Annotated in this window: 18 protein-coding genes; 7 read left to right on the plus strand and 11 right to left on the minus strand. The window is 74.7% G+C overall.

Translation table 11 applies throughout. The features are described 5' to 3' along the window. Window position 1: 1 nt before the first annotated feature. Window positions 2–415 carry a hypothetical protein gene (locus IO30_RS0107405; RefSeq protein ID WP_031140504.1) on the minus strand — a complete coding sequence of 138 codons (414 nt, stop codon included), beginning with the start codon at window positions 413–415 and terminating at the stop codon, window positions 2–4. Next, window positions 412–945 (minus strand): HAD domain-containing protein, encoded by a 534-nt coding sequence (locus tag IO30_RS0107410; protein WP_031140505.1) that lies wholly within the window; start codon window positions 943–945, stop codon window positions 412–414. The genes IO30_RS0107405 and IO30_RS0107410 overlap by 4 nt, the downstream gene beginning before the upstream one ends. 99 nt (window positions 946–1,044) lie before the next feature. Between IO30_RS0107410 and IO30_RS0107415 the strand changes: the two genes are divergently transcribed. Further along, window positions 1,045–1,872 (plus strand): hypothetical protein, encoded by an 828-nt coding sequence (locus IO30_RS0107415; RefSeq protein WP_031140506.1) that lies wholly within the window; start codon window positions 1,045–1,047, stop codon window positions 1,870–1,872. A gap of 24 nt (window positions 1,873–1,896) precedes the next feature. Here the strand turns inward: IO30_RS0107415 and IO30_RS0107420 are convergent, their stop codons facing one another. Then, a complete protein-coding gene (locus IO30_RS0107420; protein ID WP_031140507.1) occupies window positions 1,897–2,487 on the minus strand; it encodes a YdeI/OmpD-associated family protein in 591 nt (196 codons plus the stop codon). A gap of 141 nt (window positions 2,488–2,628) precedes the next feature. On the opposite strand from IO30_RS0107420, the gene IO30_RS0107425 reads away from it, so the two are divergent. After that, entirely contained in the window at window positions 2,629–2,976 is a 348-nt protein-coding gene (locus IO30_RS0107425) for a hypothetical protein (protein WP_031140508.1), read from the plus strand. Between the two features lie 40 nt (window positions 2,977–3,016). Here the strand turns inward: IO30_RS0107425 and IO30_RS0107430 are convergent, their stop codons facing one another. Then, entirely contained in the window at window positions 3,017–4,660 is a 1,644-nt protein-coding gene (locus IO30_RS0107430; RefSeq protein WP_234321569.1) for a carboxylesterase/lipase family protein, read from the minus strand. A 236-nt stretch (window positions 4,661–4,896) separates the two neighbouring features. Here IO30_RS0107430 and IO30_RS0107435 point away from each other — a divergent pair, with 236 nt between their 5' ends. Continuing rightward, window positions 4,897–5,892, plus strand: a complete 996-nt coding sequence (locus IO30_RS0107435; RefSeq protein WP_051858983.1) for a hypothetical protein — start codon at window positions 4,897–4,899, stop codon at window positions 5,890–5,892. Between the two features lie 107 nt (window positions 5,893–5,999). On the opposite strand, the gene IO30_RS0107440 is transcribed toward IO30_RS0107435, so the two are convergent. From IO30_RS0107440 to IO30_RS0107450, 3 genes are read right to left on the minus strand one after another with little or no spacing between them, the layout of a single operon-like run. Next, window positions 6,000–7,025 (minus strand): NAD(P)/FAD-dependent oxidoreductase, encoded by a 1,026-nt coding sequence (locus IO30_RS0107440; protein ID WP_031140511.1) that lies wholly within the window; start codon window positions 7,023–7,025, stop codon window positions 6,000–6,002. Continuing rightward, complete coding sequence (locus IO30_RS0107445) at window positions 7,022–7,615, minus strand: isoprenylcysteine carboxyl methyltransferase family protein (protein WP_051858982.1); 594 nt, start codon at window positions 7,613–7,615, stop codon at window positions 7,022–7,024. The genes IO30_RS0107440 and IO30_RS0107445 overlap by 4 nt, the downstream gene beginning before the upstream one ends. Before the next feature lie 18 nt (window positions 7,616–7,633). Then, complete coding sequence (locus tag IO30_RS0107450; protein WP_031140513.1) at window positions 7,634–8,695, minus strand: type III polyketide synthase; 1,062 nt, start codon at window positions 8,693–8,695, stop codon at window positions 7,634–7,636. A gap of 76 nt (window positions 8,696–8,771) precedes the next feature. Between IO30_RS0107450 and IO30_RS0107455 the strand changes: the two genes are divergently transcribed. Then, window positions 8,772–9,635: a UbiA family prenyltransferase gene (locus IO30_RS0107455; RefSeq protein WP_237403354.1), complete on the plus strand. Its 864-nt coding sequence runs from the start codon at window positions 8,772–8,774 to the stop codon at window positions 9,633–9,635. Window positions 9,636–9,645: 10 nt separating this feature from the next. Here the strand turns inward: IO30_RS0107455 and IO30_RS0107460 are convergent, their stop codons facing one another. Together IO30_RS0107460 and IO30_RS0107465 are read right to left on the minus strand one after the other, a co-directional pair. Further along, the gene (locus IO30_RS0107460; RefSeq protein ID WP_031140515.1) at window positions 9,646–9,930 is read right to left on the minus strand and encodes a hypothetical protein; all 285 of its coding nucleotides are present in this window, start codon (window positions 9,928–9,930) and stop codon (window positions 9,646–9,648) included. A 47-nt stretch (window positions 9,931–9,977) separates the two neighbouring features. After that, a complete protein-coding gene (locus IO30_RS0107465) occupies window positions 9,978–11,021 on the minus strand; it encodes a PHP domain-containing protein (protein ID WP_031140516.1) in 1,044 nt (347 codons plus the stop codon). Between the two features lie 237 nt (window positions 11,022–11,258). Between IO30_RS0107465 and IO30_RS40205 the strand changes: the two genes are divergently transcribed. Further along, window positions 11,259–11,648, plus strand: a complete 390-nt coding sequence (locus IO30_RS40205; RefSeq protein WP_425338105.1) for a hypothetical protein — start codon at window positions 11,259–11,261, stop codon at window positions 11,646–11,648. A 31-nt stretch (window positions 11,649–11,679) separates the two neighbouring features. Here IO30_RS40205 and IO30_RS0107475 read toward each other — a convergent pair whose 3' ends face one another. Then, window positions 11,680–12,156 carry a MarR family winged helix-turn-helix transcriptional regulator gene (locus IO30_RS0107475; protein WP_031140518.1) on the minus strand — a complete coding sequence of 159 codons (477 nt, stop codon included), beginning with the start codon at window positions 12,154–12,156 and terminating at the stop codon, window positions 11,680–11,682. A 158-nt stretch (window positions 12,157–12,314) separates the two neighbouring features. On the opposite strand from IO30_RS0107475, the gene IO30_RS0107480 reads away from it, so the two are divergent. Then, on the plus strand, window positions 12,315–12,725 hold the full coding sequence (locus IO30_RS0107480) for an organic hydroperoxide resistance protein (RefSeq protein ID WP_031140521.1): 411 nt from the start codon (window positions 12,315–12,317) through the stop codon (window positions 12,723–12,725). An 83-nt stretch (window positions 12,726–12,808) separates the two neighbouring features. Continuing rightward, entirely contained in the window at window positions 12,809–14,476 is a 1,668-nt protein-coding gene (locus IO30_RS0107485; protein WP_031140523.1) for an FAD-dependent monooxygenase, read from the plus strand. Here the strand turns inward: IO30_RS0107485 and IO30_RS0107490 are convergent. Next, entirely contained in the window at window positions 14,464–14,841 is a 378-nt protein-coding gene (locus IO30_RS0107490) for a DUF6204 family protein (RefSeq protein WP_031140526.1), read from the minus strand. The two genes, IO30_RS0107485 and IO30_RS0107490, sit on opposite strands and share 13 nt — an antisense overlap. Window positions 14,842–14,978: the final 137 nt, after the last annotated feature.

Raw genomic sequence — 14,978 nt, forward strand, 5'->3', positions numbered from 1 at the left:
CCTACGAGGTACGGCCGGCCTGCTCCGGCGATTCACCGCGCAGCAGCCACTGTCTGACGGTCGGGACGCTGTCCAGCAGGCGGCTGACGCGCAGGCCCACGGTCCGGTCGGTCAGCCTGGGCAGCGGGTCGAACTCCTCGGGCAGGACGTCCAGCAGGCTCATCACCCGCTCTCCCGTGCGCAGTGCGAGCAGCAGCTCGCACCTCAACTGCCGCGGGACATCGGGCCGGTGAGGCGTGCTGTTCCACACGGCAGGCCAGAGGAAGTGGGTTCCGCCGGGCGCCGCGTGCGCCTCGACCCACACCGGGTCGAGCCGCTGGTTCAAGGTGAGCTCACGAGCCCGCTCCTCCAGCCGGAGCAGCGAAGCCGTGTCCACGGCCTTCACCTGACGGGGCACCGGATCGTCGGGGTTCATGCCCCGATGCTGCCCGACGGCCTCCCGGGACCGGGAACCGGCCCCTCGGCGGCCTCCGGCCCCAGCCATGCGCGGATCGCGGCGAGGTCCGCCCCGGCGAGCCCCACCCCGGCGTCGACCCGCCGCAGCAGCGCCCGCCCGGGATGGTGCGCGGCCACCCAGGCCCGGTCGGCCGCACCGATCTCGTCGTCGACCCAGACGAACGGCCGCCCGGCCGCGTACGCCACGAGGGCCGGGGTCTTCCAGTGCACCCCGCCCGGCCCGTCGTGCCCGGAGGGCTCGGGCCAGTCCACGAGGGGCAGTTCCGGGAGGCCGAGCCGCGGGGCGACGCACTCGTTCGCGTCCTGGCCCCAGGTGGTCGCCCACACCAGCTCGCAGTGCAGGGAGCGCAGTTGGGGCCCGAGGGCGGGATCGATCCGCGCGAGGAGCGGGTTCGGGCCGGAGCCCTGTGCGTACGGGCCCGCTCCGAAGGGGATCAGCGGTCCGTCGACGTCGAGGAAGAGCAGCGGCTGCTGCCGGGCGCCGGTCATGGCCGCACGGTACCGTCCCGAGGCAGCCCCTGCCGCATAGTGATGAGGCTGTGACCTGGGGGTCTTCTGGACGGCAGTGCTGATCACTAGGGTTCGAGCGTGCCGAAGAACGAAGAGATACCCGCGGGTCAGGACGGCTCGGACGACCAGCGGTGGAACGTGGCGTTCGACGAGGATTTCGTCCGCGCCGCCACCGTGCGCGAACCCGTCCTGCCCCAGCGCAAGAGGGTCTGGCCGCGCAACCTGGTGCTGGGCCTGCTGGCGGTTTCCGCGGCGCTGCTGGTGCTGGAGTTCACGGGTCCGTCGTCGTCCGGCGGAGGGACCGCGGTGCCCGCGCCCGAGACCCCGTCGGCCACACCCGCGGCGACGCCGACGGCACGTGCCGAGCCCCCGTCCGACGCCGGAAGCGGATCCGGCGGGATGGTCCCGCTGGCCGAGGCGTTCCCCGCCGCGGTGCAGGACGGCTCGGGCGGCACCTACACCAAGGTGGGGGCCACCGTGCTGAAGTCCTGCACCGAGCCCGGCACGATCGGCCCCGTCCTGGCCGCCGCCATCGCCGCCAGTGAGGGCTGCGTCGGGGAGCAGATCGCGCTCTACAAGGACGCGCAGGACAACCAGTTCAACCTGGCCGTCTTCACGATGAAGGAGCCGACGGACACCGTGAAGCTGGTGGGCCGGCTGGCGAGGGCCATCGACGACTTCCAGGTGGCCGCGCAGGCCCCGCCGCCCGGATCCGGTCTGCGGACCCTGCCCGCCGACAGCGGCATGGTGCAGTCCTTCACCGGCCAGGACCGGGCCATGGTCGTGGGTATGGGCCAGTGGTCCGACGGACGTGTCGGCGACTTCCAGCAACTGGTCGACGGCCGGCTGATGCCGCTGCTCGACAAGGTCTCGGAGAACGTCGCCCGCTACGAGGGCGCGAACTGACCACGGTACGGCGGCGGATGTCCGTCAGGGGGCGTCCGCGGTCCCGTCCCCGCCCCCGGCCAGCGTCCGCAGCGCCTTCTCGAGGCGGGCCCGCCGGGTGTCCGGGGTGAGTGCCTGGAGCAGCGGCAGGACCAGCTGGTAGCGCCCGGTCCGGTCCAGGGCCTCGAAGGCCTTCCCCGCCGCCGGGTCCGCATCCAGCGCCGCCGCGAGGTCGGGTGGCACCGTCGCCGTCTTCTGCGAGTCGTACGCCGCCGCCCAGCGCCCGTCCTCCTGCGCCCTGCGCACCTCCGCCAGCCCCGGTTCGCGCATCCGGCCCGCGGCGGTCAGCGCCGCCACCTTGTCGACGTTCACCCGGGACCACAGGCTCCGGGCCCGGCGCGGCACGTACTTCTGCAGGTAGTAGCGCTCGTCGAGGGAGCGCCGCTGCCCCGAGATCCAGCCGTAGCACAGCCCGACGTCCACGAGTTCGTCGTCGGTGACCGTCGGGATGCCGGACTTCTTCTTGGCCACCTTGATCCACACGCCCTCGTGCCGCGTGTGGTGTCCGGACAGCCACTCCTCGAACGCCGCGGCGTCCGGGAAGGCGAGGAGCTCCACTCCGTCGATCTCGTCCATGCCCGCAGGCTATCGCCCTCCCCGCGGTGACGGACAGTTATCCTGGAGCCGCCCCGGCCCGGGGCCGGACCCGCCCGCAGGACGGGCGGAGCACACGAGATCCGCGAACGGACGACTGTCCGGCAAGAGATGGAGCCCCCGATGGACGTGCAGCACTTCGAGCGGATCACCGCGTTCATCGAGGCACGGCTCACCCCGCTGTTCGCCGCGGAGACGGGCAGCGAATCCGGCTTCGGGATGGACGACACCTCGCGCGCCCTGCGCGCCCTGCGCAACGCCGTCCTGGAGGCCTCGGCGGTCAAGGGACTCCTTGAGAAGCGGGAGACGGCCGAACCGGCGCTGCGCCGCGTCATCGACCAGTCCGTCGAGCACCACTGGGACGTGCTGCGCGGCATCGCCCGCCAGTGGGAGGACCACGCCGACTTCCAGCGGGAGTTCAAGCGCCACGCGTGGGAGCTCGACGGAGCCCCGGCCGCCGCACAGGGCTGAGCGCACAGGACCGGGCCGCACAGGCCTGAGCCGCCGGGGCTCAGCGGGCCCCGGCGGGTGACGGCCACCACGTGTCCCACAGGGCGCAGTGGTGTTCGGCGCCCGCGTCCACCGTCCGGATCCCGCCCGCCCCCGGTGCCAGGGACAGCACCGGGGCGGAACCGCGGCCGAATCGCGGCCACTCGGGGGCTCCCGGCGCCCGCGGGAGGCCGGTGCGGGCGAAGGCCGTCCAGTAGCCGGTCATCCGGTCCGCCAGCTCCCTCTGCGGGCCCGCCAGCGGCACCAGCGTGAACAGGTAGGGCAGTTCGAAGCCGTGCGAGGCGCCGAACGGCAGGTCCGGCGGCTCGGGCAGCCCGAGGAAGTTCGGCGCGTCGGCATCGCTGAACCGATAGCCGTACGTCGGCACGTACCGCGCCAGCGCCCTGCCGTCCCGCAGCGTCGGGCAGATGAACGACGCGTCGGACAGCACGGCGGCCAGGGCGACCGCCGGTGTCGGATAGGCCGACACGGGATAGCGGGCCGCCACCTCCCGGGCGGTCGTGGGCCCGAACGACAGCTCCAGCCGGACCCGGTAGGCCGCCTCGTCACGGACCGGGTTCACGGCCAGGGTCTGCCCGAGGAAGAGGCGCACCTCGTCCGCGGTGGTGCCCTGCACCACCGGCACCCGGTGGAACCGCCCCTGCTCCAGAGCCCGCCGGGGCTCCTCCGGCAGCCGGCCGTTGCCGTACGGGACCAGGGAGAAGGTCTGCATCAGCTCCGGGGTGGCGAGGGCGTGTGCGTCCAGGGCGCGCAGGCAGTCCAGCGCCGCCCCGGCGGGACGGCCGCAGCCGAGCCCGTCCGCCGCGCGCAGGCCGTCCGCGACGGTGCGCCGCTCGGGCACGAACGGGGTGTACGCGCCGAGCGTCGGCAGCAGGGACCGCGCCGGCAGGCTGGTCGAGCAGGATCCGCTCTGGACGACGGCCCGGTGGAAGAGGCCCGCCGATGCGGGGGAGGTGAGGTGTGCGCAGACGCTGAGGGCGCCCGCCGACTCCCCGAACACGGTGACCGCCCGCGGGTCCCCGCCGAAGCGCTCCGCATTGGCCCGCACCCAGCGCAGCGCCGCCTGCTGGTCGGCGAGGGCGAAACCGGGTGCCCCGCCGAGCTCCGGATGGCCGAACAGGCCGAAGATCCCCAGCCGGTAGTTGACCGTGACGACCACGGCGTCACCCCGGACGGCCAGTCCCCCGGCCCGGTAGAGGTCCCCCGCCCCGTTCATGAACCCACCGCCGTGGAACCAGACCATGACGGGCCGCTGCCCGCCCCGGCCCGCCGGTCCCGCCGGGGCGGTGACGTTGAGGAACAGGCAGTCCTCCGAGCCGGTCGGCCCGCCCGGCCCCAGCGCGGGCAGCTGTACGCAGTGCGCCCCGGGGGCCCCGGCCTCGCGCACGCCCTCCCACCGGGGCGCGGGCCGGGGGAGCCGCCAGCGCAGGGCGCCGGTCGGCGCAGCGGCGTAGGGGATCGCCTCGAACGTGCGGTACGCGCCGTGCGTCCGGCCGCGCACCTGCCCGCGGTCGGTGCTCACGACGGGCCGGTCGGAGCCGCCCCCGTCGGCGGCGGCGGCGGGCACCGCCCCCACGGCGGGCAGCAGCAACAGCAGGAACAGCAGCAAGGCCGACTGGAACCGGACGGCACGCGGATCGTGCACGACTGGGGCCCTTTCCCGTGGGGGCCGGTGAGGCCCGGGGCGGTCTGATGGCGGGCCGGGCGCCGGCCCCGTACGGGCCGCGAAGCCCGTCCGGGCGCGGGGAGCACCCCGTTTGCCCGCCCCGAATGGCGCAGTGAGCGGAATGGGCACTCAATGTAACAAAGCGTGCGCTTCCCATGACGCACGATGACCGGCGCGCGATGTGTAGACCCGCGCGTCGGCGAACGGAGCTTTCCATGAATGACCCCATTTCCCTCACGGCGACCGAACCCGAAGACCGCCAGGGAACCCCCGACACCACCGCACCCGATGCGGCGGGCACCGAGCCCGTCCATACGCTCCTGCGGACGGCCGCGACCTGCCGCCCGCTCGAGGAGGTCACCGAACTGGTGAGCCTTCTCAAGGAGACCGGCCGGCTTCCCAACCCCGGGCACGAGGCGCTGCGCACCGCAGCCGTCACGCGGCCGGTGCACGAGGTCCGCCGGATGGTCGCCCTGCTCGGCGAGCCCCCGCACGCGGTGGACGAGGCGGACATCACGCTCCGCGCCGTCGCCGTCGGACGGCCCATCGCGGACGTGGCCCTGCTGGTGAACATCCTCAGCGACGAGGCGACGGCCGAGCCGGACGCCCGCCCCGTCCCCGAGTCGGCCCCACGATGGGGGCCGGCGGCCGGCGCGGCCCCCGCCGAGCCTCCCGGGGCTCCGCAGGAGGAGCCGCGCGAGGAGCCGTACGAGCCGCCCTACAAGGAGCTGTTCGACGCACCGTACGCCGAACGGCCCCGGCGCACCGCCGCGGGCCGCGCAGTGCCCGCCCCGGCTCCCGCTGCCGGTTCCGCAGCCCTGCGGCACGTACTGCGCTGGCCCGTGGCGCTGGCCCTGCTCGTGAGCGGGGCCCTGCACCTGCCGCAGGACCTGTCGGCCCCGCCGTCGGCGGCTCCCGCGGAGCTCCTCCCCCTCCTCGCGACCGTGCTGTGCCTGGGCCTCGGCGTACTGCTGGCCCTGTGGGACACCACGGCCGTGTGGCGGGCGGCCGCCGTCGCGGCCGTCGGCGTCGTCGCACTGCACGTGCTCGGCGGCACGCTGCACTTCGACCCCCTGGACGGCGCCGTGAGCGCCTCCCTGGCCTGGGCCGGGGTCGCCGCCGTGCTGTGCGCGGCGGCCGTCGCGGTCCTCGCGGGCATGGCCCTGAGGGCCCGGGCCGGGACCCGTACCCGGCCGGGAGAGGCCGCCTGACCGGCGGCCGGCCCTCCTCGGGCTGACCGGTGGTGACCGGCACCCCGCGCGCGGCGCGGGGTGCCGGTCCCTTCGCGTGCGCGGATGCAGCGGGTGCGGCCGGGAGCTCAGGCGAGCAGGTTCACCGCCCGCGTGAACACCCGCGGCAGCCGGGTCGCCAGCGGGACGATCCGCTGCGCCAGGGCCGGCCGGTGGCGGGCCCACAGCAAGGACGCGGTGAGCGTGCGGTAGCTGCGCGACAGCTCCCGCCAGGCCCGCTCGTACTCCTGCGGCCGCCCCTGCCGTACGCAGCGCACGAGTTCGCCCGCTGCCGTCACCGCCAGGGTCAGACCCTCACCCGTCAGCGCGTCGACGTACCCGGCGGCGTCCCCGACGAACAGCACCCGCCCCGCCACCCGTACGCGCGCCTCCTGGCGCAGCGGCCCGGCGCCGCGCACCGCAGTGCCGGCTCCCGGGGGCAGCCGGGCCGAGAGCAGCGGGAAGTCCGCGAGCTGCACGTCGAAGGGGGCCTGCCGGGACGTCAGCAGGGCCACCCCGATCCGGTCCGGGGCCAGCGGGGTCACGTACGCCTCGCAGCCGGCCGACCAGTGCACCTCGACCAGGTCGGTCCAGGGGCGCACCGCGTAGTGGCGGCGCAGGCCGTAGCGCGCGGGCCTGCCGGGCACGGGCGGCACCGTCAGCCCGAGGCTGCGCCGGACGGGGGAGTGCAGTCCGTCCGCCGCCACCAGGTAGCGGGCGGTGAGCCCGGCCGCGCGCACCCCGTGGCCGTCCTGGTCCACCTCCTCGACCCGGCGCGCGACGACCCGTACGCCGAGCTGTGCGGCGCGGGCGGCCAGGGCGGCCTGCAGGTCGGTGCGCCGGACGCCGAGGCCCGGGCCGTGGCGGAAGAGGCCGTCCGCGTGCCGGCCGCTCACCGCGTCCACGTACCGGATGCCGTCGAAGGGCTGCCCGCTCACCGGCACGCCCAGCTCCCGCAGCCGGTGGGCGGCCCCGGGCATCAGCCCCTCGCCGCAGGCCTTGTCGATGGGGGTGGGCCGGGGCTCGACGACCACGGCCTCCAGTCCGGCGAGTGCCGCGTGGATGGCGGTGGCCAGTCCGGCCGGGCCGCCTCCCGCGACCAGCAGGTCGATCACCGGGCGGCGCCCGCCCCGGGGGCGGAGGCCGCGGCGCGCAGCCGTCCCGTCTCCGTCAGCGCGGCCTCCTCGCAGTCGATCCGTACGCGCAGCAGCACCAGGTTGAGGGCGGTGAAGCCGAGCGCCGTCACCCAGGCCGAGTGCACCAGGGGCAGCGCGGCCCCTTCGACGACCACGGCCACGTAGTTGGGGTGACGCAGCAGCCGGTACGGCCCCCGCTCCACCAGCGGCAGCCCCGGCACCACGATCACCCGGGTGTTCCAGCGGGGCCCGAGGGAGGCGATGCACCACCAGCGCAGACCCTGCGCCGCCAGGGCGAGGGCGAGGGCGGGCCAGCCCACGGCGGGGAGGAACGGCCGGTCCAGGAACAAGGGTTCCACCACGCAGCCCACCAGCAGGGCGGTGTGCAGGGCGACCATGGCCGGGTAGTGGCCGCGGCCGTGCTCGCGTCCGCCCCGCGCCAGGCTCCACGCCGCGTGGCGGCGGGCCGTGACGAGTTCGGCGAGGCGCTCGGCCACGACGAGGCCGACGAGGAGCAGGTACCAGGTCGTCGAGGAGGGAAGGGAAGGGGTCAAAGAGGTCGTCGGCATGTGATCACCAGTCACCGGTCACCAGCGGAGCAGGACGAGTTCGGAGGCGAAACCCGGACCGAAGCCGAGCATCAGCCCGACCGACCCGGGCGGTGGCGGGCCTGCCGCCATGACACCGCCGAGGATGTGCAGGACGGAGGCCGAGGAGAGGTTGCCGACGGCCGCCAGCGACCGGCGGCTCGCGGCGAAGGCCGTCTCCGGCAGCGCCAGCGCCTCCTCCAGCACGTCGAGGATCTTCGGGCCGCCGGGGTGGCAGATCCAGGCGTCCACGTCCGGAGGCTTGAGGTCGTGCGCGGCGAGGAAGGACTCGACCTCCTCGGCCACGTGCAGCCGTACCAGCTCGGGGAGTTCACGGCCGAGCAGCATCCGGAAGCCCCAGTGCCCGATGTCCCAGCCGAGCAGGTGCCCGGTCCCCGGGTACAGGCGGCTGCGTGCGGCCACCACCGAGGGCCCGGAGCCCTGCTCGTACAGCGGGTGGTCGCGGCCGACCGCCAGCAGGGCGCCCGCCCCGTCGCCGAACAGCGCCCCGGCCACCAGGTTCGCCATCGACGTGTCGGTGGACTGCAAGGTGAGCGAACAGAGCTCGGTGGACAGCAGCAGGGCGGCGTCCTGCGGCCGGCCGGTGAGCAGCTCGTGGAGGAGACCGACCCCGGCGGCACCCGCCGCGCAGCCGAGACCGAACAGCGGCACCCGCCGTACGTCGGGCCGCAGCCCGCTGCGGGTGGCCAGACGGGCCTCCAGCGAGGGCGTGGCGAGTCCGGTCACCGTGGTCGACAGGACGAGGTCGAGGTCCTGTCCCGTCAGACCGGCGTCGGCGAGGGCGAGTCGCAGGGCACGCTCGCCCAGTTCCAGGGCCGCCTCGACGAACAGGGCGTTCGTCGTACCGAAGTCGTTCGACGGCCCGTACCGCTCCAGGGGGAGCGCCAGGTGACGGGAGTCCACCCGTACGGAGGCGTGGACCCGTTGCAGGAGGGCGGTGTCGGAGCCGGACGGCAGGAAACGGGAGAGCGCTGCCGTGATCTCGGACTGCGGATGGCGATGGGGCGGGAACACGCTGCTCACTGCCAGGACACGTGTCATTGCTTCAACATAGGGAAAAACTGACACTTCGTGAGGAATCACGCGCACCGGGCGCGGCGCCGCATAGCGTGGCCGGGTGCCCCTGAGAACCGCAGAGCCCCGCACCCGGGCCCGGTCGGCCCCCGCCGGACGCCGTCGCGCCGTCATGGGGCTGCTCGCAGCGTGCCACCCGCTGCCGGCCGCCGCCGTCACCCTCTTCGCCGCCGCGCTATCCGCCGCCGTGGGCCGCGGTCTGCCCGGAGCCGTGGTCACCGTGGGGGCGGTGGCCGCCGGACAGCTCTCCGTGGGCTGGTGCAACGACCGGGCCGACCTGGCCCGTGACCTGGCCACCGGCCGCCGGGACAAACCCCTGGCGGCCGGTACGGTCACCCCGGCCGCGGTGACCCGCGCCGCGGCCGTGGCCCTGCTGCTGTGCGTCCCGCTGTCGCTGGCCGCGGGGGTGCTCGCGGGCGTCGTGCACCTCGTCACAGTTGCGGCCGCCTGGGCCTACAACCTGCGGCTCAAGAGCACGCTCTGCTCCTGGCTCCCGTACGCCGTGGCCTTCGGGCTGCTGCCGGCCTTCGTGACGCTGGGGCTGCCCGGCGCGCCGTGGCCGCCGCCGTGGCTCACGGCCGCCGCGGCCTTGCTGGGCGCGGGCGCGCACTTCGCCAACGTCCTGCCCGACATCGAGGACGACCTGGCCACCGGGGTGGTGGGGCTGCCGCAACGGCTCGGCGCACGCCGGTCGGCGGCCCTCGCCGGGCTCCTGGTCCTCGGCTCGACGGCGGCCCTGGTCGTCGGGGTGCCGGGCCGGGTGACGGCGTACGGCTGGGCGCTGCTGGCCGCGACGGCGGCGCTGGTGCTCCTCACGGCCGGCCGGCCGGGACGGCTCCCGTTCCTCGCGACACTGGCGGTCGCTGCGGCGGACGTGACCCTCCTGCTGTTCCGGCTGCGGGGTTAGGTGCTGCGGATCATGCTTCGGGCCGGAGGTCGTAGAGGTAGGAGCGGTCGTTCTTGAAGCTGCGCCAGACGGTCGCCGGGGGTTCGGGCCCGTCGGCGGGTCCGTCGAGGGGGTGGGCGGTGACCAGGCCGTCGGCGATCTCGCAGTGCCAGCCGTCGGCCGGCGACCAGACGCACCACACCTGTCCGTCCGCCCGGCGGTAGGCGGGGCGGCCGTCCCGCCGGCCGTCGCGTTCGAAGTGGTGACGGAGCCCGTCGACGTGGCGCACGAAGGTGAAGGATGCAAGTGCCGTCATTCTTCGGCACCTTAGCGGCACCGGTGGCCCGCCCGGGCGTCGCCGGATCAGGCGGCCGGCGGGCGGCGGGTGCGGGTCCAGGCCAGGAGCTGGTCCGCCGCCCAGGTGTTGACCACGCGCTCCGTCGGTACGCCGCATTCCACGGCCCGTTCGCAGCCGAGGAGCTGCCAGTCCAGCTGGCCCGGCGCGTGGGCGTCCGTGTCGATCGCGAAGAGGGTCCCGGCCGCCACCGCGAGGCGCAGCAGCCGCCGCGGCGGATCCAGTCGCTCGGGTCTGCTGTTGATCTCCACGGCGGTGCCGGCCTCCGCGCACGCCGCGAAGACAGCTGCCGCGTCGAACTGCGACTCGGGCCGGGTCCGGCCGGTCACCAGCCGCCCGGTGCAGTGGCCCAGTACGTCGAGCAGGGGGTTGCGGACGGCGGCCAGCAGCCGCCGGGTCATCGCGGGCGACTCCATGCGCAGCTTGGAGTGGACGGAGCCCACGACGAGGTCGAGCCGGTCCAGCAGCTCCGGTTCCTGGTCCAGCGAACCGTCGTCGAGGATGTCGCACTCGATGCCGGTGAGCAGCCGGAACGGGGCCCAGGCAGCGTTCAGCTCCGCGACCACCCCGAGCTGCTCGCGCAGCCGCTCGGGGGAGAGCCCCCGCGCCACGGTGAGGCGCGGCGAATGGTCGGTGAGCACGCTCCAGTCGTGGCCGAGCGAGGCGGCCGCACGTCCCATGGCCTCGATGGGACTGCCGCCGTCGGACCAGTCCGAGTGGACGTGGCAGTCCCCGCGCAGTGCCGCCCGCAGCGCGGTGGCGGCGGGCGAGGCGGGCGGACCCTCGGGCAGGGCGGCGGCCTCGTCCTCCAGCTTCTGCAGGTACTCCGGGACGGATCCGGCCAGCGCTTCCCGTACGACCTGGGCGGTCTTGGGGCCGATGCCCTTCACGGCCTCCAGGGCGCCGGGCGTCGCGGCCCGCTCGGTCACCGCGGGCCCGCCCAGTTGCCGTAGCGCGGCGGCCGCCGTACGGAAGGCCCGCACCCGGTACGTGGGTGCCTGTGCGCGCTCCAGCAGGAAGGCGATCCGGTCCAGCGCCGCAACCGGGTCCATCGCGTACCTCCCAGACCGCCCCCGTTCCCCAGCCCAGTGTGGCAAGGGGAGGGGCGCGGCGCGCGGGCACACGGGCGCACGGGTGGGTCCGCCGCGTTCAGGGCGTCGATCCCTGAGGTCCGGGTACAGGCGGGGCCAGACGAGGGAAGGCGGGCGGTCATGGACGAGACGCAGACGCAGAGACAGGCAGCGACACAGGCACAGGCAGCGACACAGGCAGGGCCGGAGACGTCAGGGGTGGCAGGGATGGACGGGGTGGCCGGGACCGCGGAAGCTACTGACGCGGCGGAGGCGGACGCTGCGGAGGCGACCGAACCGCACGAGCCCTCGGACGCCGAGCGGGCCGCCCGGGACCGGGTACGCCGCCGGGCGGCCGGGATGACGCACCACGAGACCGCCGCCGCACTGGAGGCCGCACAGGAGGCCGCGGAGGCCGCAGGCGACACCACGATGCACGCCGACGAGGAAGCGCGCGCCACGGTGTCGGAGTGGCAGCGGATCACCGACGTGCTCTTCGACCACGGCGGCCCCTACTCCCCGGACACCGACGCCTTCGTCCAGGGCCAGCTCACCGCACGCAGGAACCGGCGCCGGGCCGCCGCGGAACCGGACCGGAAACCGGCCTGAGCGGAGCGCGCCCGCAGCGCCGGCCCCTGAGTCACGCCTCCTGCGGGGCGGCGGCGTCCAGGGCCGCGGTGAGGCGGTGCAGGCGGGTCTGGAGGTCCTGGATCTCGGCGAGGTCGAAACCGGTGGCCACGGCGATCCGCCGCGGGACCTCCACCGCGCGCTCGCGCAGCGCCGCGCCCTGCGCGGTGAGGTGGGCGTGCACGGACCGTTCGTCCTCGGTGCTGCGCTCGCGGCGGACCAGGCCGGCCGCCTCCAGTCGCTTGAGCAGCGGGGACAGCGTCCCGGAGTCCAGCCGCAGGTGCTGGCCGAGCTGCTTGACCGGCATCTCGCCGTGCTCCCAGAGCACGAGCATCACCAGGTACTGGGGGTAGGTCAGCCCCAGGTCCTTCAGGACGACGCGGTAGAGCCCGCCGAAGGCGCGGGTCGCCGCGTTCAGCGCGAAGCAGATCTGCCCGTCCAGGCGCAGGAAGTCCTGGTCGGCGTGGGTTTCGGTCGGCTTCTCGGTCATGACGGCCAGTGTACCCGGGGCAGACTTGCGAGGCATTTAATTGTGCACAACTGAATTGTGTGCTCTACTTGTGGAGCGGTCGGGCAACCGGCCGGAGCGGTCGGGCAACCGGCCGCCACCACAACTGCCACGTGACACCCCTCCGAGAGGAACCCCCGATGGACGCGCTGTACACCGCTGTCGCCACCGCCAACGGCCGCGAAGGCCGTGCCGTCAGCTCCGACGGCCAGATCGACCTCGCGCTCGCCATGCCGCCGGCGCTCGGCGGCAACGGCCAGGGGACCAACCCGGAGCAGCTCTTCGCCGCCGGCTACGCGGCGTGCTTCGCCAGCGCGCTCGGCCTCGTCGGCCGCCAGGCCCGGGTCGACACCAGCGAGGTGTCGGTCACCGCCGAGGTCTCCATCGGCAAGGACGGCGCGGGCTTCGGCCTGGCCGCGGTGCTGCGCGTCGAGCTCCCCGAGTCCCTGGCCGGCGAGACGGGTGCCCTGCTCGTCAAGCAGGCGCACGAGGTCTGCCCCTACTCCCGCGCCACCCGCGGCAACATCGACGTGGAGCTCGTCATCGAGTGAAGATGCCGGACGCCGGGCGGCCACCGACCATGGAAGGACATTGATCCGATCCATGCGTCGGGGGCCGCACGCCCGGAGGAGCCGTGACCCACACCTACGCGACGGACGTCCTTGTCGTCGGAGCCGGCCCGGTCGGACTGACGGCGGCCGTGGAACTGCGCAGGCACGGCGTCTCCTGCCGGATCGTCGACCGGCTGCCGGCCCGGCTCCCCTTCGCCAAGGCGGTGGGGATCCAGCCGCGCACCCTCGAACTCTGGGACCGGATGGGCCTGGTCCGCGCCGCCCTGGACGCGGCCGTCCCGATGCGCGGCCAACTGCTCTACACCAACGGCACCGAGCAGGCCCGCTTCGAACTCGCACTCCCCCCCGAGGTGCCCTACGGCTTCGCCGCTCTCCCGCAGTACGAGACCGAGCGGATCCTCGACGAGTTCCTGACCTCCCGCTACGGCACCGAGGTCGAGCGCGGCACCGAACTGGTCTCGTTCATCCAGGACGCCGAGGGCGTGACCATCGTCCTGCGCACCCCTTCCGGCGCGCAGGAAGAGGTACGTACCCGGTACCTGGTCGGCTGCGACGGCGCGCACAGCATCGTCCGCAAGGGGCTCGGCCTCTCCTACGAGGGCGGGGCCTTCCCCGAGGAGTACATGCTCGCCGACGTGGAGGTCGACTGGGACCTGCCCCACGGGTACGGCGTGCGCTCCGTGCACCGCGACGCGTCCGGCGCCGTCGACGACGTGCTGGTCTGCATCCCGCTGCCCGGCCGGGCCCGCTACCGGATGTCGATGCTGGTGCCGCCCGGGCTCTCGGCGCAGGCCGTCCCCGACGCGCCGGCCCCGGACGCCGCCCCGTCCGACGGGATCGCCCACGGACTGCAGAGCGGCCGCGCGCCGGGACTCGCAGAGATCCAGGCCGTCCTGGACCGGCTGTCACCCCGCACCACGACGGCCTCCGGCCTGCGCTGGGCCTCGGTGTTCCGCATCAGCCACCGGATCGTGAACCGCTACGCCGTCGACCGGGTCTTCGTCGCCGGGGACGCGGCGCACATCCACCCCCCGACCGGCGCCCAGGGCATGAACACCGGCATCCAGGACGCCTGGAACCTGGCCTGGAAACTCGCCCTCGCCATCGAGGGGAGCGCCCGCCCCGGCCTCCTGCCCAGCTACGACGCCGAACGCCGGCCCGTAGGCGAGGAGGTCGTCGGCCGCACCGTGCGCCACGCCGAGCAGGGCGTCCAGGCCGACCCGGAGGAGGCCGGGACCCTGCTGCTCCGCGAGGCCCAACTGCTCGTCGGCTACCGCGGCAGCCCGGTCGTGGACCCGCCCGGCGAAGGCCCCGGACCCCGCCCGGGAGACCGGGCACCGGACTGCACCGGCCTCACCGGGCAGATCGAGGCCCACCCCCTGCGCCTGTACGACCTCCTGCGCGACACCGGACACGTGCTCCTGCTGTACGGCACGGGCGAGGGGGACGCCCGCTGGATCGAGGAACTCGCGCGGACGGCCCGGGAAGCCTCCGGCGGCCGGATGCGGACCTGCCTGGTCCTCGCTCCCGGCGCCCCGCCCTGGACGGGCACCCCCGCCGCCCACCGCGACACCGCGGGACAGTTCACCCGCCTCTACGCGGCGGACCGGCCGACCGCCTTCGCGGTCCGCCCGGACGGCTACCTCGGCGCCCGGATCTCCCCGCCGGACCCCCAAGCGCTCGCCGCCCACCTCGCAGCCGTCTTCGCGCCGGACGCTCAGCGCCCGTAGGCCCCGCCCCGGGCGGCGCGGGCGGCCTCCTGACGCTGACGCTTGCCCAGCGGAGCCAGGGAAAGGTCCTGAGCCTGCGACTTCAGCTGCTTGAAGCCGTACCCGCGCTCGGTCAGCCAGCTCTCCGCCGCGAGTTCGGCGCGCGCCGTCGCGTCCAGGATGTCCTCCTCCGCCTCACCCGAGTCCAGGAAGCGGAAGGTGAAGAAGGGGCGGGCCGCCACGTCGTACGTGAGGTGCCCCTCGGCGGTGAACTCCGCCCGCAGCATGTCGTGCTCGGCAGCCGCGGAGAGCAGCTCGGCCCGCTGGCCGGCGTCGAGCCCGTCGAAGGAACCACGGACGGTGATGCGGAAGATACGGGTACTCATCCCGGCACCCTAGTTCGCCCCCTTCGTCCCCCGCACCGGAATTTCCCCGCAGCGCGCCCGCCGACGGCGCCGCACCCCGAAAGCCGGTACCGGAACCCCGTTTTGGAATGCCGGACGATCCTCAATACGATCCGGCG

The organism is Streptomyces xanthophaeus (assembly GCF_000725805.1).
GTDB lineage: Bacteria > Actinomycetota > Actinomycetes > Streptomycetales > Streptomycetaceae > Streptomyces > Streptomyces xanthophaeus.